This window comes from Streptomyces sp. NPDC004134, from assembly GCF_042874195.1.
Classification (GTDB): domain Bacteria; phylum Actinomycetota; class Actinomycetes; order Streptomycetales; family Streptomycetaceae; genus Streptomyces.
The window spans coordinates 85,536-109,253 of record NZ_JBIAMS010000001.1 but is presented as its reverse complement, the minus strand read 5'-3'; the positions used below and the strand labels follow the sequence as shown (position 1 = coordinate 109,253).

Genomic DNA, 23,718 nt, shown 5'->3' with positions numbered 1-23,718 from the left:
CGACAGTCCGCCCCGGAGAGGCTCAGGACCACCGCACCCGGCTCATTCGTAGCGTTCGCCCTTCTCCGCGCGGGCCACGAGCGAGGCGGGCGGCTCGTACCGTTCCCCGTACCGTTCGGCGAGTTCCCCGGCCCGGTCGGCGAAGCCGGCCGGGCCGCCCGGGTAGCCGTTGATGTACTGCAGCACGCCGCCGGTCCACGCGGGGAAGCCGATGCCCAGGATCGAGCCGACGTTCGCGTCGGCCACCGACCGCAGGATGCCTTCGTCGAGGCAGCGGACCGCGTCGAGCGCCTCCGCGAAGAGCATCCGCTCCTTCATGTCCGCCAGCGGTATCTCGCGTCCGGTCACGGTGAAGTGCTCGGCCAGGCCGGGCCACAGCCCCGTGCGCCGGCCGCCTTCGTAGGCGTAGAACCCGGCGCCCGAGGAACGTCCGGCGCGGCCGAACTCGTCGATCATGCGGTCCACTACCGTCTCGGACCCGTGCGGGCGCCACTGCCCGCCCTCGGCCAGCACCGCGGCCCTGGTCTCCTCGCGGATCTTCCGGGGCAGGGTCAGGGTCAGCTCGTCCAGCAGTTGCAGCGGCGGCGCCGGGTAGCCTGCCTGGGCGCCGGCCTGCTCGATCGAGGCAGGCGGCAGGCCCTCGCCGACCATCGCCACCGCCTCGTCGATGAACTTGCCGATCACGCGGCTGGTGAAGAAGCCCCGGCCGTCGCCCACCACGATCGGCGTCTTGCCGATCTGCCGCGCGAAGTCCACCGCCTTCGCCACCGTGCGGTCGGCGGTGTTCTCGCCGGCGATGATCTCCAGCAGCTTCATCTTGTCGACCGGCGAGAAGAAGTGCAGGCCGATGAAGTCCTCCGGGCGCTTGACGCCTTCGGCCAGCCCCGTGATGGGAAGCGTGGAGGTGTTCGAGCCGAGTACCGCGTCCGGCGCCACGACGCTCTCGACCTCGGCGAAGACCCGGTTCTTCAGTTCCGGGTCCTCGAAGACCGCCTCGATCACCAGATCGCAGCCGGCGAGATCGGCGGTATCGGCGGTCGGCGTGATCCGCGCGAGGACCTCGTCGGCCTTCTCCCAGGACATCCGGCCCCGTACCACGGCCTTGGCGAGCAGCTTCTCGGAGTACTGCCTGCCCCGCGCGGCGGCGTCGTGGGTGACGTCGTTGAGGACGACATCGAGGCCGCCCCGGGCACAGGAGTACGCGATCCCGGCGCCCATCATGCCGGCGCCCAGCACGGCGACCTTGCGCGCGACGTGCGGGGGGTGGCCCTCCGGGCGGTTGCCGCCCGAGGCGATGTGCTGCATGTCGTAGAAGAACGCCTGCATCATGTTCTTCGCGACCTGACCGGTCATCAGCTCGACCAGATAGCCGGTCTCGACCTTCTGCCCGGTTTCGAGGTCGACCTGGGCGCTCTCGACGGCCGCGGCGAGGATGGCGCGCGGGGCGGGCATGTTCGCGCCCTTCAACTGCCGGCGCAGATTCGCCGGGTACGCCGGGAGGCGTGCCGCCAGCTTCGGGTGGGAGGGGGCGCCGCCGGGGATCCGGTAGCCCGGGGCGTCCCATGCCTGTACGGATCCGGGGTTGGCCAGGACCCACGCACGGGCGGCGGTCAGCAGTTCCGCCGGCGACCCGGCCAGTTCGTGCACCAGTTGCCTGGCCAGCGCGTCGGCGGGGCGGTACTGCTGCCCCTGGAGCAGGACGTCGCTCAGTGCGCGCTCCAGGCCCAGGAGGCGGACGGTCCGGCTGACCCCGCCACAGCCGGGCAGCAGTCCCAGGGTCACCTCCGGCAGGCCGATGCGGCTGTCCCGGGTGTCCAGCGCGAAGCGGCGGTGGCAGGCGAGCGCGATCTCGTAGCCGCCGCCGAGGGCCGTGCCGTTGATGGCCGCGGCGACCGGCCTGCCGAGCGTCTCCAGGCGCCGCAACTGTGACTTCAGGGTCGTGCAGAGGTCGGTCAGCTCGGCGGCGTTCTCCGGCTTCGCCCTGCTCATGAAGCCGATGTCACCGCCGGCGAAGAAGCTCTTCTTGGCGGAGGTGAGCACCACGCCGGCGATGCTCTCCCGCTCGGCCTCGAGACGGTCGACGGCGGCGCCCATCGAGTCGACGTAGGTCTGGTTCATCGTGTTGACGTCCTGGCCGGGGTCGTCCATCGTCAGCATGACGATCCCGTCGGGATCCTGCTCCCACCTGATCATGCTCTTCTCCGGCATCGGTTACGGCGTTCCTTCCGGGTGCGTGCGGGTTCAGAGGCGTTCGACGACGGTGGCGATCCCCATGCCCCCGCCGGCGCAGAGGGTGACCACGGCCCGTCGCGCGGAGCGGCGTTCGAGCTCGTCCACGACCGTGCCGACGAGCATCGCGCCGGTCGCGCCGAGTGGGTGTCCCAGGGCGATGGCGCCGCCGTTGACGTTGACCTTGTCCCAGGGAAGCCGGAGGTCCCCCACGCAGCGGAGCACCACCGACGCGAACGCCTCGTTGATCTCGAACAGGTCGATGTCGTCCACGGTCAGCCCGGCGAGGTCCAGCGCCTTGCGGGTGGCCGGGGCGGGGCCGGTGAGCATGATCGTCGGGTCGTCCCCGCTGACCGCCGTGGCGACGATGCGGGCGCGGGGCGTCAGGCCCAGTTCGGCGCCCGCCCGTTCGGAACCGACCAGGACGAGCGCCGCGCCGTCGACCACTCCCGAGGAGTTGCCCGGGGTGTGGACGTGGTCGATGCGCTCGATCCAGTGGTACTTCTGCAGGGCCACCGCGTCGAACCCGCCCTGGTCGCCGATGTCCGCGAACGAGGGCCCCAGGCCGCCGAGCGTGTCGAGCGTCGTCTCCGGGCGCGGGTGCTCGTCCTGTGCGAGCACGGTTACCCCGTTGCGGTCCCTGACCGGGACCACGGACTTCGCGAAGTACCCGCCGGACCAGGCCGTCGCCGCCCGGCGCTGGGACCGCAGCGCGAAGAGGTCGACGTCCTGCCGGGTGAAGCCCTCGACGGTCGCGATGAGGTCGGCGCTGACGCCCTGGGGGACGAAGTACGTGTCGTACGCGGTCTCCGGGTCGGTCGCCATCGGCCCGCCGTCGCTGCCCATCGGCACGCGCGACATCGACTCGACGCCGCCTGCGACCACGAGCTGCTCCCACCCGGAACGGACTTTCTGCGCGGCGATGTTCACCGCCTCAAGGCCGGAGGCGCAGAACCTGTTGAGCTGCACCCCGGCCACGTGGTCGGGCAGACCGGCCGCCAGCGCCGCCGCCTTGGCGAGGTCCATGCCCTGGTCACCCACCGGCGAGACCACGCCCAGCACGACGTCGTCCAGCCGGCCGGGGTCCAGCTCCGGCCGGCGCCGGAGGAGTTCGTCGATCAGCCCGGTCACCAGGGAGACCGGTTTGACGTGGTGCAGCGCGCCCTTCTTGCCCCGGCCGCGCGGGGTGCGGATCGCGTCGTAGATGAAGGCTTCGGTCATCGTCCTCTGCTCCCTCGTGGGCCCGTGTAGGAGGACAGGCAACCGAGTTATTGTCAATGTGTCAATAGCAGTTGCCTCGCGTCTTTCGGGCACGGCAGTGGGTTCTTGCGACACAGGAACTCTGGTGTACACACGGCGGTGGCGCGCTATTGACACTCGAATAACAGTGGTCCATCGTGAGGTCGCGCGATGAGTTCGTTGACGGTCCGCGATGAGGGAGTCCGCCGTGGTCACCGCAGAGCAGCTCCACCAGGCCGCAGCAGGGCTGACCATCACCCGCCTGCTGCGCCGCAACGCCCGGGAGTTCCCCGACCTTCCCGCGCTCACCAGCGGGATCGAGCCGGACGCGACGACGCTGTCCTGGTCGCAGCTTCGCGCCGAGGTCGCCGCCCTGACCCGCGGTCTGTCCTCGCTCGGCCTGAGCCGCGGAGACCGGATGCTGATCGCCATGTCGAAGCGGCCGGAGCACTGGATCGCCGACCTGGCCGCGATCCACCTGGGGGCGATGGCCTGCAGCCTGTACGACACGCTCAGCACCGAGCAACTGCGCTTCGTCGCCCGGCACAGCGGGGCCACCGTCCTCGTCGTGGAGGACGAAGAGCAGATGCGGCGCTGGCAGCCGGTCCTCAAGGAACTGCCGCACCTGCGCGCCCTCGTGGTCGTCGATCCGGAAGGTGTCCCCGGCGGCCGGCTCATCGTCCGCTACGCGGACATCCCCCGCGAAGGGCCGTCCGGGGACGCCGCGTTCGACGTGCTCACGGACGCGGTCACCGCGGACCAGCCGCTGACCCTCGTCTACACCTCGGGCACCACCGGCGAGCCCAAGGGCGTGGTCCTCTCCCACCGCAACGTGATCTACGAGTCGCTCATGCAGGACCACCTCGTCGCCGTCCCCGAGCATCCGCGGACGGTGGCGTACCTGCCGATGGCGCACGTCGCCGAGCGGGTGCTCGGCATCTACATGCCGATCTGCAACGCCGGCCACGTGACCATCTGCCCCGACCCGGCACGGCTGCTGCCGGCGCTGCTCGCGGTGCGTCCGCACGGCTTCTTCGGCGTTCCCCGGGTGTGGGAGAAGCTCGCCGCCGGGCTGCGGGCGAAGCTCGCCGCGCTTCCCGCGGAGCAGTCCGCGGCGGTGCGGCAGGCGCAGGAGGCCGCCTGGGGGGCGTTCCACCTGCGGTCCGCGGGCCAGGACGTCCCGGACGAGCTGACGGCGAAGCTGGCGCGGCTCGACGCGCAGGTGCTGCGGCCGGTCAGGGCCGCCATCGGGTTCGACGACTGCCGCCGGGCGTTCAGCGGAGCGGCGCCGATCCCCACCGCGGTCCTGGAGTTCCTGGCCGGCCTGGGCCTCCCGGTGTACGAGGTCTGGGGGCTGAGCGAGACCACCGGGGCGGCGACGGTCAGCACACCTGGGACGTTCGCCCTGGGCGCGGTCGGGGCCCAGGGGCCGGGCATCGAGGTGAAGGCCGCCGACGACGGCGAGTTGTTCGTCCGCGGTCCCGTGGTCTTCCCCGGCTACCTCACGGCCGACGGCCGTATCGCATCGGCGACCGACCGCGAAGGCTGGCTTGCGACCGGTGACGTCGGCGCGATCGACGAGCGCGGCCTGGTCCGGATCACGGACCGCAAGAAGGAGATCATCATCACCGACGGCGGGAAGAACATCGCCCCGACGAGGATCGAATCCCTGCTGCGGGCGCATCCCCTCGTCGCCCAGGCCGTCGCGATCGGCGACCGCCGCCCGTACGTCACCGCGCTCCTCGTCCTCGACGAGGAAACCGCTCCGCTCTGGGCGCAGGCCAACGGGATCGCTGCCGCCGGCCCCGGCGAGCTGGCCCGCCACCCCGAGGTGCTCAGCGCCCTCGACAAGGCCGTCGCGGAAGCCAACGCCGCCCTCTCCCGGGCGGAACAGGTGAAGAAGTACGAGGTCCTGCCCGGACCGTGGACCCCGGAGACCGGCGAACTGACACCGAAGCTGAGCCTGCGGCGCAGGGCCATCGACCGGCTGCACACCGCGACGATCGAGTCCATGTACACATAGATCCGGCAGAACAGCGGTCAGCGGACGGCACGAAGACAAGGACATCGGCATGGGCGGTCAACGCCAGACGCAGCGACGCAGGATGGAGCCGGACGCCCGGCGTGCGGAGATCCTCGGCGTCGCCCGCAGGGTCTTCGGGGCGAACGGCTACGCCACGGTGTCCACCTCGGACATCGCGGCCGAGGCAGGCGTGACCCGGGCGCTGATCAACCACTACTTCGGCAGCAAGCGCCAGCTCTACCTGGAGGTGGTGCGGCAGATGATGGTCGTGCCCGCCTCCGTGTCCCGGCAACTGCCCCCGACCGGACCCGAGGAGCGGCTGTCGATCTGCGTCGACCGCTGGCTCGACGTCGTGGAGCGCAACCGGGAGATGTGGCTGTCCGCGATCGGCCTGGAAGCCCTGAGCAACGACCCGGAGATCGACCGCATCATGCTGGAGGCCGACGAGATCGCGACCGACCGCATCCTCGAGGCCGCGCTGATGGCCGACGTCACCGAGGGGCGGACCCAGCTCAGGGCCATGATCCGCGCCCACAGCGCCATGCTCAAGGCGGCATCCCGGGAGTGGCTGGTGCGCGGCACGCTCAGCCGCAGCGACCTGCACGTGATCCTGACCCGCACCGTGCTCCATCTGCTGAACACGGTCTATCCCGCGATCCGGGCGGCCGACGGCGGCACCACTTCACCGACGCCATGACCCCGTGAGAGGGAGGAATACGCACCATGCCCCGAGTCCTGACGGACGAACGCCGTGATCTGACCAAGGCGATAGGCGACTTCTGCCGCCGCGAGTGCGGCACCAAGGAGCAGCGGGACAAGCTGACCGCGGGCGGCCAGGAGCCGCACAACCAGAGGCTCTACGAGAAGATGGCGGAGCTCGGCTGGCTCGGCATCGTCGTCCCGGAGCAGTACGGCGGCGCGGGTCTCGGCATGACGGACCTGTGCCTCTTCCTGGAGGAGACCGCCTACGGACTCGCGCCGATCAGCGGCTTCGGGACCACGGTCATCGCCGCGGCGACCTACGAGAAGTACGGCACCGAGGAGCAGCGGCGGGTCGTCCTGGAAGGCACGGTGCGCGGCCGGGTACAGGCCATCTCGATGTCCGAGCCGGGCGCCGGCTCCGACGTGGGAGCGCTGGCCTGCCGCGCGGAGCGGGCCGACGGCGGCTACGTGATCAACGGGCAGAAGACCTGGTGCTCCAACGCGCACTTCGCCGACCACATCCTGCTCGTCGCCCGCACGTCGCACGAGGAGTCGAAGCACCGGGGCCTGACCCAGTTCATGGTCCCCGCCGACGCCGCCGGGCTGGAGGTCAGGGGCATCGACACGATGGGCGGCCGGGAGGTCAACGACCTGTACTTCACCGACTGCTTCGTACCGGACGCAGCCGTCGTAGGCACCCCCGGACAGGGCTGGACGCAGTTGATGACCGGGCTGAACCTGGAGCGGATGATCCTCGCCGCGCTGATGCTGGGCACCGCCCGGCGCGCGTTCGACGACACCCTCGCCTACGTCCGCCAGCGCGAGCAGTTCGGCCGGCCGATCGGCTCGTTCCAGGCGCTCAAGCACCGCATCGCCGACATGGCCACCGAACTCGAATGCGCCCGGCTCCTGCTGGACGACGTCGCGGCGGCGATCGACGCCGAACCCGACCGGGTCTTCGCCCGTGAGGCGTCCATGGCCAAGCTCAAGTGCACCGAGCTGGCCAAGCACGTGGCCCTGGAGGGCATGCAGATGATGGGCGGCTACGGCTACGCCACGGAGTACGGCATGGAAGCCCTGCTGCGCTCGACCGTTGCGTCCACGGTCTACGGCGGCACGAGCGAGATCCAGCGCGACATCATCGGCAAAACCTACGGGCTGTGAGGGGCGTGACGTGCTGACGACGCGATTCTGCGAGACGTTCGGCGTCGAGCACCCGATCGTCCAGGGCGGCATGCAGTGGGTGGGCCGGGCCGGACTGGTCGCGGCGGTGGCGAACGCGGGCGCGCTCGGATTCCTCACCGCGCTCACCCAGCCCACGCCGGAGGCCCTGGTGAAGGAGATCGACCGCTGCCGGGGACTGACCGACAGGCCGTTCGGTGTCAACCTCACCATCCTGCCGTCGATCAACCCGCCGCCGTACGACGAGTACCGCCGCGCGATCATCGAGTCCGGCGTCCGGATCGTCGAGACGGCCGGCTTCAACCCGCAGGAGCACCTGCCGGAGTTCCGCGCGCACGGCGTCAGGGTGCTGCACAAGTGCACCAGCGTCCGGCACGCCGTCAAGGCCGAACGGCTCGGCGTCGACGCGGTGAGCATCGACGGCTTCGAGTGCGCCGGACACCCCGGCGAGGACGACGTACCGGGCCTGGTCCTCATCCCCGCGGCGGCCCGGCGGCTGACGGTGCCGATGATCGCCTCCGGCGGCTTCGCGGACGGCCGGGGCCTGGTCGCGGCGCTCGCGCTCGGGGCGGACGGCATCAGCATGGGCACGCGGTTCCTGTGCACGGAGGAGTCCCCGGTGCACCGGCGTGTGAAGGAGCAGATCGTCGCCCACACCGAACGGGACACCGAGCTGCTCTTCCGCCCGCTGGGCAACACCGCGCGGGTGGCGAGCAACACGGTCAGCCGCAAGGTCGTCGAGATCCTCGACGAGGGCGGCGAGTTCCCCGACGTACGCGACCTGGTCGCCGGCGCCCGCGGCCTCAGGGTGTTCGAGGACGGCGACCTGGAAGCCGGCATCTGGAGCGCGGGCCTGGCCCAGGGCCTCATCGACGACATCCCGACGGTCCGCGAGGTCGTGGACCGCATCGTGGGGGAAGCCGGTGAACTCATCACCGGCCGCTTGGCCGCTACGCTGCACTGATCCGGGGGCGGCCATGCGCGAGATCGCGTCCGAGCTGCGGCACCGGACGCGTCGGTGCACGCGGCGGCGGACACCGTCATCCCCGTGCGCCGGTGCGGTCGGCGGCGGCACGTGCACTTCCAGGACAGGCCCTACCTCAAGCCGGCCGACGAGGCTGCCAACGCCGCCGTGATCGCCACGTACGACAACGCCCTGCCGGCCGCGGTCATCGCCCCCTACGGCGAGGGGCGTGTCGCCGTCGTCGTGTTCCACCCGGACGCCGGGCGAGGCTGATTCCGGCGCGATCCTCCGCGAGTTGGGGCCGCGGGACGGGCCCTCGGCGGGCCGTGCATCCGGCGTGAACGAGAGTCAGGGGCCGCCGTTTCCGGCGGCTGGATCCCGGCTGGATCCAGTCCGGGTCTCCGGCGTTTCTCCAGGTCAAATCTGTGCGCCCGGTGTTCCGCTTCAACGTGTAGGCCCCGCCGGACCGTGAAGCGTGGTTGCGGTGCTATCCGGCGGGTTCGGGTGAGAAGCGGTTTCGGGCGGGGGAGGCAGCGCCGGCGTAGCCCTGTTCCATCGAGAGTGCGCGGGCGGCGCGCAGGGCGGTCTCGGTGGCGCGGGTGCGGGCCAGTGGGTCCCGCATTCGCTGGCCCGCGGCAGCGAGGGTGATGCTGGACGTGGCCTGGCCGGTGGACCTGAACACGGGGGCGGACACCGCCCAGACGTCGTCGTCCAGTTCGTTCTCGCACACGTCGAAACCCTGCAACCGAACCTGGGTGAGGTGGGCGGTCACCTGCTCCTCCGTGTGCGGGGTGTCTGCCGTGTAGGCCGTCAGTTCCTGTGCACGCAGCACCATGGCGACCGTCTCGGGTGTCTGGTACGCGAGGATGCTGCGTGCCGAGGCTGCCGCGTGCGGTGGCATGACCTGGCCCACCCGGACGAACAGGCGGAGCGGGTGCACGCCCTCGACCAGGGCCACGCAGAGCAGGCGGGTGCCGGTCAGTTCGGTGAGGAATACGGTCTCGCCGCATTCCCTGGCGGCGTCCTGCATGGGGCGCGGCGGGCTGACCGCCGTACCCTGGGAGGCGATGGCCGTCGTGGACAGCTCGGTGAAGGCCGGTCCGAGGAAGTAGCGGCGGTTGCTGGGGGAGCGGGTGACGTAGCGTTCTTCGACGAGCGCCGCCATCACCCGGTGCAGGCTGCCTATCGGGATGCCCAGCTCTTCGTGTAGCTGTTGCAACGACATACCGCGCACGTGGGCCGCGATGACTCGCAGGACGCGCAGTGCTCTGGTGTAACTGTCGGTACTCAGCGGTCTGTCCGTTCGTTGAGGCTAGAGGACTGCCGGGCGGGGACAGTGGGATCGTACTGATGCGCTGTCAACCTGTTCACCTCGTGACCGCGGTGCCTGCCTGGGGAGGTCGTCGTCCGAGAGTAGCGCCGCGGCGCGCACCGCCACCCGCAGCATGGCGAGTTGAGCTGGACGGTAGTCCTCCAGCCAGTCGTCGGTGGCGCGGTTGGCGTGCGCGACCAGAACGGCGCCTGCTCGGATGCCGAGGGCCCCGGCCACGGCCAGCACCGTCTCGGTCTCCATCTCCAGTCCGTCGACGCCCAGTCCGCGCAGGACGCCCATCCTCGCGGCCGCGCGTTCTTCGTGTCCGGGAAGCGGTCGTCCCTGCCCGAGGTAGTACGAGTCGACCGTGGCGAGGGTGATCTCGGTGAGCGGTTCGTCCAGGTCGCGTGCCGCACGCCGGAGGGCGGTCAGGACGGCCGGATGGGCCGCCGGTCCTGCCGTGTCGGCGGGATAGTGCGAGGCGGCGCCGCTGCCCCCCACCGCTCGGGTGGCCGCGCAGACGGTGCCGGGGGCTATGCGGCTGGTCAGGGCGCCCATGCCGCCGGTGCGCAGCACGCTCCTGACTCCGAGCCGGGCGAGTTCGACGACGGCGATCTCGGTTGAAGGGCCTCCGATGCCGGTCGAGCAGACCGCGATGCGCCGGCCGCCGGGTGCGCGGCCGGTACCGATCCTGAACTCCCGGTTCTGGCCGAGGATGTGGAAGTCGTCGAGCACCTCGGCGGCCAGGTCGACTCGCGCGGGGTCTCCCGGGAGCAGACAGACCGGTGGGAGGGCTTCTGCGGCGCTGACCGGGAGATGGGGCGGCGCCCCCCTGTGCCATGGATCCTGCGCGCTTCTCGCCATCGGCGACAACCTCCGTATGAGTCCTCAGATTCCATATATGGAAACAGTGCGTCGTGGAGGCGTAACTTTTCGCCGTCCGGTTTGCGGCTCGCGCAGCCGTCCCTGCCGCGAGAGGTCGAGTCCACGTCACGGTATACACCGAATTGCCGACCAGATCTAGGGCTTGACTGTGGCCGAGAAAGGGTCCAACCTCTGAACAACATTCCTGGAGGGGTATTTTCCAAATACGGAAGTTGTGGTGCGACGTCGTGCCGGTGGTCCGGAACGGTCCCGCTGAGCTCCGTACGGACACCGAGCCGCCGTGACTATCGAGGAGATCTTCATGCCACACCGCTCCATACGCGCCGATCACGGGCGTCACCGTGGCGCGCGCGCCGCCCTGGGCCCGGGATCCGCGACTCCGGGAGTGAGGTCCGCATGAACCCCCTTCTGTCGGTGCAAGGCGTCCACAAGGCGTACACCGCTGCCAAGCGCTCGAAGGTGGTGGCTCTGGAGGACGTCGACCTGGACGTGGGCGAGGGCGAGATCGTCGCGCTCATCGGCCCCTCGGGGTGCGGCAAGTCGACGCTGCTGAGGATGATGGCCGGCCTGGACACGGACTTCGAAGGAGACCTGACCTGGAGCGTTCAACCGCGTCCTGGCAAGGACATCGGCTTCGTCTTCCAGGAGCCCGCGCTGCTTCCATGGCGCACCGTGAGGCGTAACGTCTCCCTGGGGCTGGAGGCGCAGCGCGACACCTCGCAGCAGGGGCGCGATCGGGTGTCGGAGCTGCTCGACCTGGTCGGCCTCACCGACTTCGCCGAGTCGTTCCCCAAGGAACTGTCCGGGGGCATGCGCCAGCGCACCGCCATCGCCCGGGCATTGGCCTACAGCCCTCGGATCCTCCTCATGGACGAGCCCTTCGGGGCGCTGGACGCGATCACCAGGGACCGGCTCCACGACGACCTGTTGCGTATCTGGGAATCGACCCACAAGACCATCGTCCTGGTCACCCACAGTGTCGAGGAGGCCACCTACCTCGCCGACCGCGTGGCCGTGATGTCGGCGCGGCCGGGGCGGATCAAGGCCGTGCACACCGTGCCTCTGGGGCGTGAGCGCACGCCCGAGACGAGGCAGTTGCCCGCATTCGCGAAGTTCGCCGGGATGCTCCGCCGGGAGCTGGTGTGAGCAAGGACACGCTTACGCGCCAGAGTCGCCCCGAGCGAGCCGTGAAGCGTCCCGCCGCGTCCGGCCTCCGGGACGGCGCCGCCCTCAACAGGGTCGTACGCGTACTGACGCCACTCGTCTACGTGGCAGCCGTGCTGGCCGCGTGGAGCGCCTATGTCACGCTGGCCGACGTACCGTCCTATCTGCTGCCCGCTCCCGGCGAGGTGCTGGACGGGGGGCTGAACCTGGTACGGGACGGCACGCTGTGGCCCAACCTCACTTACACCCTGCGTAACATCGTGCTGGGCTTCGTCGGCGGATCGCTGATCGGGATCGCCCTGGGCTGGGTCCTGTGGGCCTCCCGCACCGTCCGGGAGATCCTCGCGCCCTACATGGTGCTGCTCCAGGCGGCTCCCAAGATCGCCGTCGCACCGCTGCTGGTGCTGTGGTTCGGGCTCAGCACGACGTCGCAGTACGGGCTCATCCTGCTGCTGGTCTTCTTCCCCATGGCCATGGCCACGATGCTCGGGCTGAAGGATGTGCCCGCGGACATCAGCTCATTGGGCCGGCTGCTGCACCTGTCCCGGTGGCAGTACCTGCGGAAGATCCAGCTCCCCGCGGCCCTGCCCGCGCTGCTGGCCGGTGCCAAGATCGCCGTCATCGACGCGATGACCGGCGCGTTCCTGGCGGAGTACCTCGCCTCCGAACGCGGCCTGGGCTACCTCATGGTGCTCGGCAACACGTCCAGTGACACCCCCCTGCTGATCGCCGCAGTCCTCATCACGGTAGCGGTCGGGCTCCTCGGTTTCGGCCTCGTCTCCCTGGCCGAACGCAGGCTCCTGCGCGGACGCCGCTGAGTTTTCACTCCCACTTCGCCCTAAGGAAAGATCATGAACAGAAGGCCCCTGAAGCTGGTCGGTATCCCCGCCATCGTGGCCGCGGCCGCTCTCCTCGCCGCCTGCAGCCCCGGCTCCTCCGATTCGGCGAAGACGTCGTCCGACGGCAGCAAGAAGGTCACCATCCAGATCGACGGCGCCGCGGTCCCGTACTACGCCCCGCTGTACGCGGCCAAGGAGCAGGGCTACTTCGCCGACGCGGGCCTGGACGTCGAATTCACCTACGCCCAGGGCTCCGACATCGTGAAGAACGTGGCGTCGGGCAACGTCGACTTCGGCTTCCCGAACGGCGACTCGGTCGTCACCGCGTACGGCAAGGGCATCAAGACCAAGGTCGTGCACACCACGTACCAGGAGGGCATCGGCGCCCTGTTGTCGCAGCCTTCGGCGAACATCGAGTCCCCGGCCGACCTGAAGGGCAAGACCGTCGCCGTCACCGACCTCGGCAGCCCGAACTACATCCAGCTCCAGGCGATGCTGGAGGACGCCGGAATGGAGGTGTCCGACGTGAAGGTCCGCACCCTGGGCACCGGCGTCATCGTGGACGCGCTGAAGAACGGTCAGGTCGACGCGATCGTCTTCTCGCGCCTGCGCTACTACGCGCTCCAGTCCGCCGGGGTCGAGGTGAACCAGATCCTGAGTGACAAGTACCTGCCTTCCTTCGGCAACGTGGTCATCGCCGGTGAGGACAAGGTGAAGAACGACCCGGACACGGTCAAGGCGTTCGACAAGGCGCTGAACAGCGGCATCGAGTACACCGTCAAGAACCCGCGCGCCGCGGTCGACATGTCGGTGCAGAAGTACGCCTCATCCTTCAAGGGCCAGGAAGACGAGATCACCACCATCGTCGAGGACCTCTTCGCCAAGAGCCTGTGGCAGTCGGACAACACCAAGAAGAACGGCCTGGGCTCCCCGGACCTCGTGCGCTGGCAGCAGGCCATCGACTCCCAGGAGCAGTTCGAACTCCTCGACACGTCCTTCGACGCGGGTGATCTGGTGGTGAAGCCGAATGACCTCGGCTGAGACGGCCGCTCGCCCCGGCCGGACGGCCGACGCCGTCCGGCCGGTGCTGATCGGCACGTTGTCCCTGCTGGCCGGCGTCGCGCTCTGGTGGCTGGCCGCGGCAGCTTTCGGCATACCGGCCTACAAGCTGCCGAGCCCGGCTGCGGTAGCCGGTCACGCCTGGCAACTGGCCGGGGACGACGTGCTCACGGTGCACATCCAGCAGACGCTGGCCGAGGTGGTACAGGGTGTACTGATCGGCGCGGTGGCAGGGATCGTCCTGGCGATCCTCTTCACCCGCCTGCCGCTTGCCGAACGCTTGCTGATGCCCCTCGTCATCGTGGCGCAGGTGACCCCGAAGATCTCGATCGCCCCCTTGATCGTGCTCTGGCTGGGGCTCGGTGTCGGCTCCAAGATCGCCCTCGTGGCTCTGGTGTCGTTCTACCCCGTCATGATCAACATGGTGACGCGGCTACGGTCCGTGCCCAAGGGGGTCGACGACCTGGCCCGCCTGCTGCGCATCGGACCGGTCGCCCGAGCCCTCAAGATCGACCTGCCGTACAGCCTGCCGGCCATCGCCGTGGGTCTGCGCCTGGGAGTTCTGCAGGCCGTGACAGCAGCGGTCATCGGCGAGTTCATCGGGGCGCAGTCAGGGCTCGGCTACCTGGAAAAGCAGGCCCAGGACAACGACGACATCAAGCTGGTGATCATCTGTCTCGGGCTGCTCTGCCTCATGGCATGGGCCATGTACGCCCTCGTCGGCTGGGTCGAGCGCAAGCTCACCGAGCGATTCGGCGGCTGACACCCCGCGGCCCGCGGTCCCCGCTCTGCCGTCCCGCACGCCGGCCGGCTCGGCGCCCTTCCGCCCACTCTCCCTCGATCCCCTGACGCAGAAGGCAGGCACCATGACGGAGGTCCAAGACCACGATCCCGCGATGTTCGACGACCGCGACCGGCATTTCGCGGACCGGGCCGCGTTCCGGACCGACCTCGCGGTCTCGCTCGGCCCCCTGCGTCTGGCCAACCCCGTGATGCCCGCGTCGGGTTGCTTCGGCCCCGAGCTCGCCGGTCTCCTGCCCGTACACGAGCTGGGCGCCCTGGTCACCAAGACCCTCTTCTCACAACGGCGTTCCGGTAACCCCTCGCACCGGCTCACCGAGAGCACGAGGGGCATGCTCAACAGCGTGGGAATCCCCAGCCCCGGCTCGGCGGAGTTCCTCCGCACGGTGCTGCCCCGCTACCGCTCGTTCGGGGTGCCCGTCGTGGTGAGTGTCGGGGGCCTCGCCCCGGACGAGTACCTGCGGATCACCGAGGAACTCGCCGACGCGCCCTGCGAGGCACTGGAGGTGAACGTCTCCTGCCCGAACCTCGAGCACGGCGGGCTCAGCATCGGAACGGACGCGTCGACCGTGGAGCGTGTCGTCTCCGGCGTCGTGGCACGTACCTCGCTGCCCGTCATCGTCAAGCTCACCCCGAACGTGACGTCGATCGGGGACATCGCGCGCGCCTCCGAACAGGCGGGCGCCACCGCCGTGACCGTCGCCAACACCTTCCCCGGTATGGCCATCGACCTGAACGGGCGGAGCGCGGTGCTGGGCAACGGGGTGGGAGGACTGTCCGGGCCCGCGGTCCGGCCCATGGTGCTGCGCCTGGTGTGGCAGGCCGCCGCGGCCGTCGCCATACCCGTCGTCGGGTGCGGCGGCATCAGCACTGCCCGGGACGTCCTGGAGTTCGTCCTGGCCGGAGCCACCGCCGTACAGATGGGTACCGCGACGTTCACCCGCCCGTACGCCATGACCCAGGTCTTGCGGGACCTTGAGGCCCTGTGCCGCGAACTCGGCATCACCCGTCTCGCCGACGAACGCGGCACCGTGCGGACCTGACTCTCCCGCACGGCCGGAGCACCCCCCGGCGACCCGCTGGCCTCGCACGGTCACCAAAGACCGTCCCATCCACGGAGCCCACATGAACCTCGACCACGTCCTCCACACGGCACCTGACACCCCCGGCGCCTTCCAGAGCGCCCGGCAACGAAGCGCCGAACTGTACGCCGACATACTCGCGGTGGCGCCCCTCGGCGACGGCCGGGTCGACATCGAAGCCGTCCAGTGCCGGCCGTCCATCCTGCGCCGCACCGCGGCGCTGCTGGCCGAGGCGCTCCCGCACGGGACCGACCGGTTGGTGTGCACCAGCCCCCAAGGCATCGCCGCCACCACCGCCCTGGCCCTGCACACAGGGCTGCCGTTCGCGACCGTGACCGGTACCGGGGACGACGCCCGTCTGACCGGCGAGGCCCACGCGGGTGAACACACCGTCGTCGTCGTGCCGCTGACGGGCACGGCGCAGGACGCCGCGCCGCCGGTGCACGCCGCCCTGAAAGCAGGGATGCGGGTCTCCTGCGTACTGAGCGTGCTCGATCTCGGTGACAACAGCGTGGTGGACACGCTCCTGGAGCGGTACGGAGTACGGTTCCATGCGCTCTTCCCCGCCACCCCGTCGCCGGCCCCGCCCAGGCCCGCGACCGACACGAAAGAGGAGGGTCCCCGATGACCGAAAGCACCTCCGCGATCCTTTCCGGCGTCCGTGAACTCGGCGCGGGCACCGACACCTACGGGCTCACCCTGAACACCCAGGTGTCCCCGGCCGCGACCGACCTCATCGGCCGCGCCCTCGCCGACGCCGTGCGGCACCTGGAGCCGGACCGCATCTCGGTGTGGGAGAGCAGCGACGAAGCCGTGCTCGCCCACATCGTGGCCCTGGCGACGGACGCTACCGTCCTACGGGTCACCGACGAGTCCGGAATCACCTCCGTCGCCCCGGCGATCACCCCCGGTGACCGAGTCGTACTGCTGGCGACGGCCTGGGAGCCGCAACCGCTACAGGTGATGCTCGGCCTGCTGCGCGGCGCCGCCGCCGAAGTCACCGCGGTGGCCGCCGTCCTGCACACGCCGACGCTCGCAGCCGTGGATTCCCCACCTGTGGTGTCGCTGCTCTCCGAGGCGGAAGCCTCGTCGGCCGGACTCTGATGGCCGCACCGACGCTCGCCGCTCTTCGTCACGCCGACGCGGACCGGCTCCAAACGCACCTGGACACCTTCGCCGGAATGTCGGAGCCCGGCAGTGGCCCGGGCGTCACCCGGCTGGCCTACACCCCACTGGAGCGCCAGGCCCACGACGTATTCGCGGCGCACATGCGTGCGCTCGGCCTGGACGTACGTACGGACACAGCCGGCAACACGCTCGCCGAACTGCCCGGCACGACCCCCGGACTGCCGGGTCTGGGCACCGGTTCCCATCTCGACAGCGTGCCGGGCGCCGGCGCGTACGACGGCATAGCCGGTGTGGTCGCGGCGATGGAGGTGGCACGGCTCTTCGTCTCGGCTGGGATCCGGCTCACCAGGCCGGTCCGCTTCGTGGCGTTCGCCGCCGAGGAGGGAGCCCGCTTCGGACAGGCGTGCACGGGCAGCCGGATCGCCGCGGGACTGACCGGCCCAGCCGACCTGAAGACCAAGCAGGACGCCGAGGGCGTATCGCTGGCGCAGGCCATGACGGCCGTCGGCCTCGACCCGAACGACACCGGGACGGCCCGCTGGCGCGGCGAGGACTGGGCCGCCTTCCTGGAACTGCACATCGAGCAGGGCTCCCTGCTGGAGTCCGAGTCCGTTCCCGTCGGACTCGTCGACCTGATCTCGGGCAGTACCCGGCTGCGCCTCGATCTCACCGGACGGGCCTCGCACACCGGGGGAACCCCGATGCGGATGAGGGCCGACGCGATGGCCGCGGCGGCGGAGATCATCCTGATGATCGAGGCCCTGGCCAACGACAGCCGTCATCACGGCACGCGTGCGACCGTCGGACGCATGGATGTCTCCCCCGGGTCCCTCACCACGATCGCCGGGAGCACCGAGGTATACGTCGACGTCCGGGACGTCGACAACGACCGACAGCGGCTGACCGCGGCGGAGATCGTCGAAAAAGCACAGCACATCTGCTCCCGGCGCGGGATCGGGTGCGAATCCCGGCTGCTGGCCGACGCCTCTCCCGTCATCCTCCCCAGATGGCTCCGCGACACCGTCGCCGAGGCCGCGACGGAGGCCGGGGTCACGCACCGGGTGATGCCCAGCGGGGCCAGCCACGACGCACAGATGATCAACCGTGTGGTGCCCACCGGCATGATCTTCGTCCCCAGTCACAACGGCGGGGTCAGCCACAGTCCCGAGGAGCTGACCTTCCCGGCCGAACTCGCGGTCGGCACCGACATCCTGGCTTCGGGTCTCCTGCGACTCGATGCCCGGCTGTCCGCACAGGAGGCCCCAGCCGCATGAACACCCTCGACACGGACGCCGTCATACCGGTCGCGGACAGCGTGACACCGCTGCCCGGGTCCGGGACCGGCCGGCCCGCCGCGACCTGGCACCGTGCCCGGGTCCTCGCCTCCACGCCGCACGGACGCGGCCACCACTTCCTGCGCCTGGAAGCACCGAGTATCGCCCGGACGTGCCAGGCAGGGCAGTTCGTGATGCTGACGGCCGCCCGGGACGAGGACACGGGTCCCGTCCTGCCCCGCCCCATGGCCGTATACGCCCGGAATCCGCAGGCCGGCACCATCGACATCCTTCTCGGAGTGGTCGGTGACGGCACCCGTCGCCTGGCCTCCTTCCGACCGGGCGAGCGAATGCTGGTCGTAGGACCGCTGGGCCAGGGATTCCGGATCACCCGGGGAACGCGGCGCGTCCTTCTGGTCGGACGAGGCATCGGCACCTGTTCGCTGACCACCGTCGCCCAGGAATGCGTGGGCACCGAGGTCGAGATCGTCGCCGTGGCCAGCGGCAGAAGCGCGGACAGAGTCGTAGGAGCGGACGTCTACCGGGCCGCAGGTGTGACACGACTGCACGAAGTCACCGACGACACCGGCAGCAGCGAGGTCACCCGGCTCCGGGACATGCTGACCGCAGACCTCGATCAGGCCCCTCCGCAGCAGATCATGACGTGCGGTTCGGAGCGGCTGGCCCGGCTCTGCGAGGAACTCGGCCGGCGCTGGGCGGCGGACGTCCAGGTATCGCTGGAAGCCCACATGGCCTGCGGCCTCGGCTACTGCCACGGCTGCGCCACCGGCACCAGGAGCGGCCCCGAGGAGTCCCCGCTGATCTGCGCGGACGGACCGGTCTTCCGCCTCGCCCACCGGGACACGGACAGGTGAACGGCCCCCGGGCCGGCAGCTCGGCGGGCACGACGATCCTGCGGGGGGTCCGCCCCCTCGGCGGCGCATCCCGGGACGTGACCGTACGGGGCAGCCGGATCGTCGCCGTGACCCCCCCTGGGAACAGGGAGGGCACCAGCGCCGCGCACGTGACGACAGCCGACTGCGACGGGCTGATCATGCTGCCGGCCTTGGTGGACCTCCATACCCACCTGCGCGAGCCCGGTGACACCGCCTCGGAGACCATCGCCAGCGGCACAAGGGCGGCAGCGCACGGCGGGTACTCCGACGTGCTCGCCATGGCCAACTGCCTGCCGGTGACCGACACCCCCGAGCGGGTACGGCACATCGTCGAGCGGGCGGCGCGAACGGCATCCTGCCGGGTGCACCCGGTGGGAGCCGTCACCGACGGGCTCGCCGGCCGCCGGCTCGCACCCCTCGACGCCATGGCGGCGGCCGGCGCCCTGATGTTCTCCGACGACGGCGTATGTGTCGACGACCCCGGGCTGCTGCTACGGGCGCTGGAGGCGGCCCGCCGCACCGGAACCCTAGTCGCCCAGCACGCCCAGTGCCCCCGTCTCGTGCAGCGAGGCCAGATCAACGCCGGCGCGGCGGCGCAGGCCACCGCCCTGCCGCCCTGGCCGGCGACGGGCGAGGAAACGATCGTCGCGCGTGACGTGATACTCGCCGGGGCCACCGGCGGACGCTTGCACATCTGTCACGTCTCCACAGCGGGGACCGTCGAGATCGTCAGGTGGGCCAAGTCGCGCGGCTGGCCCGTAACAGCCGAAGTGACCCCCCACCATCTGCTGCTCACCGATCTCATGACCCGCGAAGCCGACCCCCTGTACAAGGTGAACCCGCCCCTGCGCAGCGCCGAGGACGTGGCGGCGCTGCGCGCGGCCCTGCGTGACGGAACCATCGACGCCGTCGCCACCGACCACGCTCCGCACACCGCGTCGAGCAAGGACGAGCACTGGTGCGAGGCGCCCTTCGGCATGCTGGGCCTGGAGACCGCGCTTCCCGTGGTCGCGGAGGCACTGGGCGACGGGGGCGCCCCGGACTGGGGCCTCGTGGCCACGGTGATGTCCACGCGTCCCGCCCGTATCGCGGGGCTCGCCGAGGTGGCGGGCCGCCCGTTGGCCGCGGGGGAGCCCGCGACGTTCACCCTGGTGGACCCGCGGGCCGACTGGCGGGTGGACAGGACCGAGTCGGTCAGCGCGTCGGACAACACCCCGTTTCACGGCATGACGTTTCGCCATCGCGTCGTCGCCACCGTGGTCGAGGGCCACGTCACCGCCGACCCCGACCGCAGACTGGCCCTCCCCACGGCCGCGAACGACAGCCCACCGGTGCCGAGGCCGACCGGTTGAAGCGCGGAGTCGTCCGCCGGGCCGAACGGACGTGAGGGCGGACCGACGGCTCGGCACCCGTCGTCTTCCCGCCGGGGTCACTCGGGGGGTGGGGGAGGGTCGTCCCGGTCCTGCTGCCGGGGCTTGCTGGGGGCGCCGGCGATGGCGTTCTGGAAGCGGGTGCGCAGGCCGTTCCAGTGGGCGTCGTGGCGGGCGGCGCGGCGGGTGGCGCGGGCGAGTTTGTGCGGCCGGCGGGTGTAGAAGCGGTGCGCCCAGGGTGAGGTGGGACGGGCCAGGCGGATCGCGCCGATCGCTCCGACCAGGGGGATGACCACGCCGAGCACGCCCATGCGGAACTTGCCCTTGGCGAAGGAGATCACGGCGATGAGGGCGCCGATGACGAGGTTGACCGACCACAGGAGCGCCCCCTGATCCTGCGGCCCTCCTTGGTTGTTCACGTCGAAGGGGGACGAGCCGATCAGCACCATGCCGACGACCACGGTCGTCAGTACGGTGACCTCGACCGAGGTGCGGCCCTGCTCGCTCCAGTAGACGTCGTGCAGGTGGACGATCAGGGCGAACTCGTCGAGCACCAGACCCGTGCCCATACCGAAGACGACGGCGACCACGGACTCGGCGACCACGCCTCCTTCCACGAAGACCGCGCCGAAGCCTCCGATGACCATGAGAACGACCCCCGGCACCACGTGGTGGATGTGCATCCCGCCGGGGTCGACGTTCCGGAACGGTCCCCGGCCGGCGCGGATCATGCGGGTGATGCCGCGGGTGACGAGGAAGGTGACCACCAGGGCCGCCAGGGCCAGCAGCGGGGGCACCCGCGCGGTGTCGAGCATGCCGCGTCCGCACCTTTCGCCTGGATTCAGATGTCTTCTCGGCTATTTTCGCCAAGCGGGCAGCGGAGCGATCGGCGCCTCGCCGGGCGGCGGGTTGACACGGGTCTGTCACATGAACCGAAGTGCACACAGGTGCGGGGCCCGCCTCCGGGCATGCGTACAGGTCTGAGGCTTCTTCGCCAGGTCTACGGCATCGACCCTCCGGCGGTAACCGGGGGTCGTTCAGGCGGCGTTGTGATCTGTCCGGTGGGCCCGGGTGCGTTCCGGGTCGGAGCCGGTGACGAAGGCGTCGCGGGGGTGCTGGACGGATTGCAGGGAGACGATGTCCCGGCCGAAGAGTGCGGCGGTGAGCCAGACGGCCAGGACGCGGATCTTGCGTTCCCACGTGGGTACGGCCAGGACGTGGTAGCCGCGGTGCATCAGCCAGGCGGGGAATCCCTTGATCACGATGCGCTTGTACTGGAAGATGCCGCGTCCCACGCCCAGGGTGGCGACCGCTCCGAGGCTGTCGTGGCGGTAGGGGCGGGCCTTGCGTCCGCGCAGGCTCGCCGCGATGTTCTTGGCCAGCCGCTTGCCCTGCCGGACGGCGTGCTGGGCGTTGGGCATCGTCAGCGCCCCGGGCACGTGCGAGGCCAGGTCGGGGATGGCCGCGTCGTCGCCGGCTGCCCACACGTCCGCGAGAGGTTCGCTTTCCGTGCCCACCCGCAGGTCGGCGCGGGTCAGGAGCAGGCCGCGCTCGTCGACCGGCAGATCGGTGTGGTTGTGCACGACCGGGTTGGAGGCGTTGCCGGCGGTCCAGACGATCAGTGCCGAGTCGAACTCCTCTCCGTCGGAGAGCACGATGTGTCCGTCCTTGGCGGACTCGACCTGGGTGTTCAGGTGGACGCGCGCGCCGCGCCGTTCCAGGGAGCGCACCACCCAGGCCCCCGGCTTGTCCGTCACCTCGGGCAGGATCCGACCGCGGGCCTCGACCAGGTGGAAGGACAGGTCGTCGGCGCTCAGCTCGGGGTAGGACCTGAGCGCGGCCTTCGACAGTGACAGCAGTTCGCCGAAGCCCTCGACACCGGAGAACCCGCCGCCGACGAAGGTGAAGGTGAGCAGGGCGCGCCGCCGAGGGCCCGGAGGCAGGGAGGCCGCCTGGTCGAACGCGGTCAGCAGCCGGTCGCGGATGGCGACGGCCTCCTCCACGTGCTTCAGGCCGATCGCCCGCTCGGCGATGCCGGGGACGGGGAAGGTGCGGGTCACGGCGCCGGCGGTGACCACCAGGATGTCGTAGGGCAACGGGTAGTCCCCGTCGTGCTCCGGCCGGATGGTGACCTTGCGCTTCGCGTGGTGGATCTCGGTCACGGTCCCCGCGATCACCCGGGTACGGCGCAGATGCCGCCGCAGCGAGACGGCGGCGTGCCGTGCCTCGATCGACCCGGCCGTCACCTCCGGCAGGAACGGCTGGTAGGTCATGTACGGACGCGGGTCCACGATCGTGACGCGTGCCTCGCCCTTGCGCAGCTTCTTCTGCAGCCTCCAGGCCGTGTAGAAGCCCGCGTACCCGCCTCCGACGATCACAATCTCACGCATGATTCCACTCCCGTTCGCCATCCGCTGCGGCCACCGTCGCCGCGGACCGGGTCACTCCCGCCGCCCGGTCCGCCAGGTACCTCACCTGCGCACCCTTCCTTCGTCTGCTCCGTACGGCCGCTCATCAGGGAGACGAGACAGCCCGCCGGGGCGTGACAGCCGGTGGGGGAGTGGCGAAGTGACGGCTCAGAGGTGGGACAGCTTGTCCGGGTTGACGACCCTGCGGTACGCGGTGATCAGACCGTCCGTGATCTGCAGCGTGTCCACGGAGTAGACCCCGCCCTCCCGGCGGAAGACCAGGGCGAGTTCGCCGCCGGCCTCGACGAGGCCGATGCGGTCCGTACGCCATTGGCGGCCCACGCGTACCAGCACCTCGGCGATGCGCTCACCGCCGTGGATCAGCTTGCGTGCCGCGAGGGCCTTGCCGCCGCCGTCGCTGACGTAGACGGCGTCCGGGTGCAGCAGCTTGACCAGGCCGTCCAGGTCCCCGGCCTCGTAGGCGGCGCGAAAGGTCTGAAGGACGCGGGCGCGTTCGGCCTTCGACGCCTGCGGCATGGACTCCCTCGCCTTGGCCACGCGGCGCCGGGCCCGTGAGGCGAGCTGCCGGGCACCCGGCACGGAAACGTCCAGCGCTTCGGCGATCCGGCCGAACTCGATGCCGAAGACGTCGTGCAGGACGAAGGCCACCCGCTCCAGCGGGGTCAGCTCCTCCATGATCAGGAGGAGTGCCGTGCTGACCGACTCGTCGACGAGCACCGGCTCGGACGCGTCCGGCCCCGTCAGCAGCGGTTCGGGCAGCCATGGCCCGACGTACGTCTCCCGGCGGACCCGGGCGCTCTTGAGGATGTCGTACGCCCGCCGTGCGGCCACCGTCACCAGCCAGGCCCGCAGGTTGCCGATCCCCCGCAGATCCGCCTTGGCCGCCCGCAGCCACACGTCCTGGGTCACGTCCTCGGCATCGGCCACACTGCCCAGCAGCCGGTAGGCGACGCCGAACACCGCGGGGCGGTGCTGCTCCCACTCGGCTTCGAGCGCGTCCTGCTGCTCGGAGCCCCCAGGCGTCTGCCCGTTGCCCATCGGATCACAACCTCCCCTCGGGCCCCAGCGTACGGGCTGCCGTGCCGCGGCCGGGGCCACGGAACCGCGGGCCCGCCGCAGGTCATGGCGGCGTGACGCAAC

22 protein-coding genes are annotated in these 23,718 nt (G+C 70.6%); 15 read left to right on the top strand and 7 right to left on the bottom strand.

Features of this window, described 5'->3' with window-relative positions:
• Window positions 1–42: 42 nt before the first annotated feature.
• Both ACFYVJ_RS00445 and ACFYVJ_RS00440 read right to left on the bottom strand, forming a co-directional pair.
• Window positions 43–2,208 carry a 3-hydroxyacyl-CoA dehydrogenase NAD-binding domain-containing protein gene (locus tag ACFYVJ_RS00445; protein ID WP_388884944.1) on the bottom strand — a complete coding sequence of 722 codons (2,166 nt, stop codon included), beginning with the start codon at window positions 2,206–2,208 and terminating at the stop codon, window positions 43–45.
• A gap of 33 nt (window positions 2,209–2,241) precedes the next feature.
• The gene (locus ACFYVJ_RS00440; RefSeq protein ID WP_388884942.1) at window positions 2,242–3,450 is read right to left on the bottom strand and encodes an acetyl-CoA C-acetyltransferase; all 1,209 of its coding nucleotides are present in this window, start codon (window positions 3,448–3,450) and stop codon (window positions 2,242–2,244) included.
• 226 nt (window positions 3,451–3,676) lie between these two features.
• On the opposite strand from ACFYVJ_RS00440, the gene ACFYVJ_RS00435 reads away from it, so the two are divergent.
• The 5 genes from ACFYVJ_RS00435 to ACFYVJ_RS00415 all read left to right on the top strand — a co-directional run bounded on the left by ACFYVJ_RS00435 (window position 3,677) and on the right by ACFYVJ_RS00415 (window position 8,612).
• Window positions 3,677–5,491: an AMP-dependent synthetase/ligase gene (locus ACFYVJ_RS00435; RefSeq protein WP_388884940.1), complete on the top strand. Its 1,815-nt coding sequence runs from the start codon at window positions 3,677–3,679 to the stop codon at window positions 5,489–5,491.
• A 49-nt stretch (window positions 5,492–5,540) separates the two neighbouring features.
• Complete coding sequence (locus ACFYVJ_RS00430; protein WP_388884938.1) at window positions 5,541–6,188, top strand: TetR/AcrR family transcriptional regulator; 648 nt, start codon at window positions 5,541–5,543, stop codon at window positions 6,186–6,188.
• A 26-nt stretch (window positions 6,189–6,214) separates the two neighbouring features.
• Complete coding sequence (locus ACFYVJ_RS00425) at window positions 6,215–7,357, top strand: acyl-CoA dehydrogenase family protein (protein ID WP_388884936.1); 1,143 nt, start codon at window positions 6,215–6,217, stop codon at window positions 7,355–7,357.
• A 10-nt stretch (window positions 7,358–7,367) separates the two neighbouring features.
• The gene (locus ACFYVJ_RS00420; RefSeq protein WP_388884934.1) at window positions 7,368–8,339 is read left to right on the top strand and encodes an NAD(P)H-dependent flavin oxidoreductase; all 972 of its coding nucleotides are present in this window, start codon (window positions 7,368–7,370) and stop codon (window positions 8,337–8,339) included.
• Window positions 8,340–8,423: 84 nt separating this feature from the next.
• The gene (locus tag ACFYVJ_RS00415; protein ID WP_388884932.1) at window positions 8,424–8,612 is read left to right on the top strand and encodes a hypothetical protein; all 189 of its coding nucleotides are present in this window, start codon (window positions 8,424–8,426) and stop codon (window positions 8,610–8,612) included.
• A gap of 214 nt (window positions 8,613–8,826) precedes the next feature.
• On the opposite strand, the gene ACFYVJ_RS00410 is transcribed toward ACFYVJ_RS00415, so the two are convergent.
• Both ACFYVJ_RS00410 and ACFYVJ_RS00405 read right to left on the bottom strand, forming a co-directional pair.
• Complete coding sequence (locus ACFYVJ_RS00410; RefSeq protein WP_388886104.1) at window positions 8,827–9,603, bottom strand: IclR family transcriptional regulator; 777 nt, start codon at window positions 9,601–9,603, stop codon at window positions 8,827–8,829.
• A gap of 48 nt (window positions 9,604–9,651) precedes the next feature.
• Window positions 9,652–10,515: a nucleoside phosphorylase gene (locus ACFYVJ_RS00405; RefSeq protein WP_388884930.1), complete on the bottom strand. Its 864-nt coding sequence runs from the start codon at window positions 10,513–10,515 to the stop codon at window positions 9,652–9,654.
• A gap of 417 nt (window positions 10,516–10,932) precedes the next feature.
• On the opposite strand from ACFYVJ_RS00405, the gene ACFYVJ_RS00400 reads away from it, so the two are divergent.
• The 10 genes from ACFYVJ_RS00400 (at window position 10,933) to ACFYVJ_RS00355 (ending at window position 20,131) form a co-directional block, all read left to right on the top strand.
• The gene (locus tag ACFYVJ_RS00400) at window positions 10,933–11,682 is read left to right on the top strand and encodes an ABC transporter ATP-binding protein (RefSeq protein ID WP_388884928.1); all 750 of its coding nucleotides are present in this window, start codon (window positions 10,933–10,935) and stop codon (window positions 11,680–11,682) included.
• A 41-nt stretch (window positions 11,683–11,723) separates the two neighbouring features.
• Window positions 11,724–12,518: an ABC transporter permease gene (locus ACFYVJ_RS00395; protein WP_388884926.1), complete on the top strand. Its 795-nt coding sequence runs from the start codon at window positions 11,724–11,726 to the stop codon at window positions 12,516–12,518.
• A 33-nt stretch (window positions 12,519–12,551) separates the two neighbouring features.
• Window positions 12,552–13,580: an ABC transporter substrate-binding protein gene (locus tag ACFYVJ_RS00390; protein WP_388884924.1), complete on the top strand. Its 1,029-nt coding sequence runs from the start codon at window positions 12,552–12,554 to the stop codon at window positions 13,578–13,580.
• Window positions 13,567–14,361 carry an ABC transporter permease gene (locus tag ACFYVJ_RS00385; RefSeq protein WP_388884922.1) on the top strand — a complete coding sequence of 265 codons (795 nt, stop codon included), beginning with the start codon at window positions 13,567–13,569 and terminating at the stop codon, window positions 14,359–14,361. Before ACFYVJ_RS00390 ends, ACFYVJ_RS00385 begins: the two co-directional genes overlap by 14 nt.
• A gap of 103 nt (window positions 14,362–14,464) precedes the next feature.
• Complete coding sequence (locus tag ACFYVJ_RS00380) at window positions 14,465–15,442, top strand: dihydroorotate dehydrogenase (RefSeq protein WP_388884920.1); 978 nt, start codon at window positions 14,465–14,467, stop codon at window positions 15,440–15,442.
• An 82-nt stretch (window positions 15,443–15,524) separates the two neighbouring features.
• Window positions 15,525–16,109: a hypothetical protein gene (locus ACFYVJ_RS00375; RefSeq protein WP_388884918.1), complete on the top strand. Its 585-nt coding sequence runs from the start codon at window positions 15,525–15,527 to the stop codon at window positions 16,107–16,109.
• Complete coding sequence (locus ACFYVJ_RS00370) at window positions 16,106–16,585, top strand: hypothetical protein (protein ID WP_388884916.1); 480 nt, start codon at window positions 16,106–16,108, stop codon at window positions 16,583–16,585. The genes ACFYVJ_RS00375 and ACFYVJ_RS00370 overlap by 4 nt, the downstream gene beginning before the upstream one ends.
• Window positions 16,585–17,883 carry a Zn-dependent hydrolase gene (locus ACFYVJ_RS00365; protein ID WP_388884914.1) on the top strand — a complete coding sequence of 433 codons (1,299 nt, stop codon included), beginning with the start codon at window positions 16,585–16,587 and terminating at the stop codon, window positions 17,881–17,883. The genes ACFYVJ_RS00370 and ACFYVJ_RS00365 overlap by 1 nt, the downstream gene beginning before the upstream one ends.
• The gene (locus ACFYVJ_RS00360; RefSeq protein ID WP_388884912.1) at window positions 17,880–18,758 is read left to right on the top strand and encodes a dihydroorotate oxidase electron transfer subunit; all 879 of its coding nucleotides are present in this window, start codon (window positions 17,880–17,882) and stop codon (window positions 18,756–18,758) included. Before ACFYVJ_RS00365 ends, ACFYVJ_RS00360 begins: the two co-directional genes overlap by 4 nt.
• Window positions 18,755–20,131 (top strand): dihydroorotase, encoded by a 1,377-nt coding sequence (locus ACFYVJ_RS00355; RefSeq protein WP_388884910.1) that lies wholly within the window; start codon window positions 18,755–18,757, stop codon window positions 20,129–20,131. The genes ACFYVJ_RS00360 and ACFYVJ_RS00355 overlap by 4 nt, the downstream gene beginning before the upstream one ends.
• A gap of 77 nt (window positions 20,132–20,208) precedes the next feature.
• On the opposite strand, the gene ACFYVJ_RS00350 is transcribed toward ACFYVJ_RS00355, so the two are convergent.
• From ACFYVJ_RS00350 to sigJ, 3 genes are all read right to left on the bottom strand, one after another.
• Entirely contained in the window at window positions 20,209–20,964 is a 756-nt protein-coding gene (locus ACFYVJ_RS00350; RefSeq protein ID WP_388884908.1) for a hypothetical protein, read from the bottom strand.
• 222 nt (window positions 20,965–21,186) lie between these two features.
• Window positions 21,187–22,539: an NAD(P)/FAD-dependent oxidoreductase gene (locus ACFYVJ_RS00345; RefSeq protein ID WP_388884906.1), complete on the bottom strand. Its 1,353-nt coding sequence runs from the start codon at window positions 22,537–22,539 to the stop codon at window positions 21,187–21,189.
• Between the two features lie 186 nt (window positions 22,540–22,725).
• Window positions 22,726–23,616 carry an RNA polymerase sigma factor SigJ gene (gene sigJ / locus ACFYVJ_RS00340; protein WP_388884904.1) on the bottom strand — a complete coding sequence of 297 codons (891 nt, stop codon included), beginning with the start codon at window positions 23,614–23,616 and terminating at the stop codon, window positions 22,726–22,728.
• Window positions 23,617–23,718: the final 102 nt, after the last annotated feature.